The 2,383-nt window shown below is 57.4% G+C and carries 4 protein-coding genes; 1 reads left to right on the top strand and 3 read right to left on the bottom strand.

Features of this window, described 5'->3' with window-relative positions; all coding sequences use genetic code 11:
- The 3 genes from HF921_RS12920 to HF921_RS12910 form a co-directional block, all read right to left on the bottom strand.
- Positions 1-561: glycosyltransferase (locus HF921_RS12920; RefSeq protein ID WP_215893971.1), on the bottom strand; the 561-nt coding region annotated here is incomplete at its 3' end.
- Positions 561-839, bottom strand: a complete 279-nt coding sequence (locus tag HF921_RS12915; RefSeq protein WP_215893970.1) for a glycosyltransferase — start codon at positions 837-839, stop codon at positions 561-563. The genes HF921_RS12915 and HF921_RS12920, both read right to left, overlap by 1 nt.
- A gap of 35 nt (positions 840-874) precedes the next feature.
- On the bottom strand, positions 875-1,165 hold the full coding sequence (locus tag HF921_RS12910) for a hypothetical protein (protein WP_215893969.1): 291 nt from the start codon (positions 1,163-1,165) through the stop codon (positions 875-877).
- 671 nt (positions 1,166-1,836) lie between these two features.
- On the opposite strand from HF921_RS12910, the gene proS reads away from it, so the two are divergent.
- A partial coding sequence (gene proS / locus HF921_RS12905) for a proline--tRNA ligase (RefSeq protein ID WP_215893968.1) occupies positions 1,837-2,383 on the top strand: 547 nt, incomplete at its 3' end.

The raw sequence follows: 2,383 nt of genomic DNA, 5'->3' as shown, positions 1-2,383 counted from the left end.
CGGCGGATAGATGACGGTGGAATCTCGCCCATACACCTTGCGGATGCGCCGGGCGATATGGCGGGAAATGGCGATGAATGCGTCCACGCCGTTGCCCGTGCGGGTATCCCAGAGACGGATATAATGCAGAATCGCCTTAGCCACCCAGCCCTTGATGCCCCGCTCCAGTCCCGCCTCACGTAGATACTGATGCTGCAGGTCCCAGGCGTAGCGGATGGGGGAATAGCACATGCACAGATGCAGTTGACCCGGCCCGGTGAGCACCCCCTTGGCCACCGCATGGCTGCTGCTGATCACGAGGTCATACGCCGAAAGATCGAACTGCTCCACGGCCAGGGGCATGAGGGGCAGATAGCCCCGGTATTTCTTGCGCGCTCTGGGCAGGCGCTGGATAAACGACGTGATGACCGGCTTGTTGCGGATGAATGCGCGCTGACCGGCCGGCAAAAAATCCACCAAGCTGAAGAGATCGGCGTCGGGATAACACGCGAGCATCTGCTCCAGCACCCGCTCCGCTCCGGCGTAAACCACCAGCCAGTCATGCACTATGGCGATGCGCATCAGTCTTCCGTTACAGCTCGTCGTCTTGGTGGACAAACCTCGGTGATGACGCTATTGACGTCATTAATCATCGCAGGCATTGAAAAATACTCCAGCGATTTTTTACACTCTGAAACACCCAGTCTTTCACACAACGCCGGATCATTTTGTAGCCGATCAATCTGTGCCCGAAGGGCTGAGCCATCTCCCGGCGGATAAAGCAGGCCGGTATCACCGTCCTCAATGATTTCCAACACTCCGCCCGCCGCGCTCGCCACCACTGGACGCCGGGCCGGCATACCCTCGACAATCACCCGACCAAAAGGCTCAGGATTCACCGAACTAAGGAAAAGAAGCGGTCGCCGGACCGTTGTTGTTGAATAAAAAAGTGGTAGCGACCGCGGCAGTCAGAGCAACGCTGGAGGACGGCCTGGTACAGCAGCAGGCCAGGATTGGGCTGCTGTTCCTGAGATTGCAGCGGCCCGTCCCACCATGCGGGCATCTGGGCCTGTCCGTTCTGCGCCCCTATGAAGTGGCTCTCGGTGATAGTCGACCGGGAACCGAGGGGCTGCGACGAAGTTACGACCGAGTCGCCGGAGGGCTGACTCAGCTGAATGGCCGCCATCTTCTCCTGTGTGCCCGGCGCCAAGCCTACTGCAACCAGCTTGGAGGATGCAGGCTGCCCATAATTAGGGATAACTCGCCAGCCAGGAAAGGTCATCCGCAAATACTGAACCCTGCCCGATCAACAAAGCAAAAAGTATACTGGTCGTCCATGTGGCTCGCATCGTTTCTTCCTGCCTGTGGTTATTCCGGCTTATTTTGGTGGGAATATAGCATAAGGCGCGGACATTGCAACGCTCATGGCTGACAGATGGGAATCATCTGTCAGTGAATAGATGACGGGGCAAATCCAGTTTTATGACGCTCGTGTATTACCCCACCGTGACCCTGCGCTCACTACCGACCTGTTCAAACGAAAAAAGCGGCACATCAGCGCGGGCGCTGGAGTGCCCGGTTTCTCCATCCTCTAACAGGATTACCCGAAAATACTTGCCACCTGCCTCTGGTAAGGAAACGAAACCTAGAAAAAGCCCAACGGGTTGATGTCGTAGCTGACCAACAGGTTTTTGGTTTGCTGATAATGGTCGAGCATCATTCTGTGAGCTTCACGGCCTACGCCGGACTTTTTGTAACCACAGGAAGAAATGCGCCCAGATCCCGGACCGCGTTTTGCCCCTTTCTTTGTCTCCCACCCTTTCTTACACTGTACGCTATCGTTCAACAGGGATTTTTATGCGCGCCAGTCAGATTTTCATACCCACCCTCAAGGAGACACCCGCCGAGGCGGAACTCATCAGTCACCAGCTATTGCTGCGCGGGGGCTTTATCCGCCGCCTGGCTTCCGGCTTGTACACCTGGATGCCCTTGGGCTTGCGGGTATTGCGCAAGGTGGAGCGGGTGGTACGCGAGGAGATGGACCGCAGCGGCGCGCAGGAACTGCTGATGCCGCTGGTGCAGCCCGCCGAGCTGTGGCAGGAGTCTGGGCGCTGGGAGCAGTACGGCCCGGAGCTGCTGCGCTTGCGGGATCGTCACGACCGCGATTTTTGCCTGGGACCCACCCATGAGGAAGTCATCAGCGATCTGGTGCGGCGGGAGATTCACTCTTACCGACAGCTTCCCGTCAATTTCTACCAGATTCAGACCAAGTTTCGCGATGAAATCCGCCCCCGCTTCGGGCTGATGCGCGGGCGTGAGTTCGTCATGAAAGATGCTTACTCCTTCCACATGGATCATGCCTCATTAGAAATCACCTATCAGGCGATGTACGAGGCCTACCAGC

The sequence above is a fragment of the Acidithiobacillus ferriphilus genome (genome assembly GCF_018854775.1).
Lineage (GTDB): Bacteria > Pseudomonadota > Gammaproteobacteria > Acidithiobacillales > Acidithiobacillaceae > Acidithiobacillus > Acidithiobacillus ferriphilus.
The sequence above is the reverse complement of the archived record's forward strand: the minus strand, read 5'-3'. Positions and strand labels throughout refer to the sequence as shown.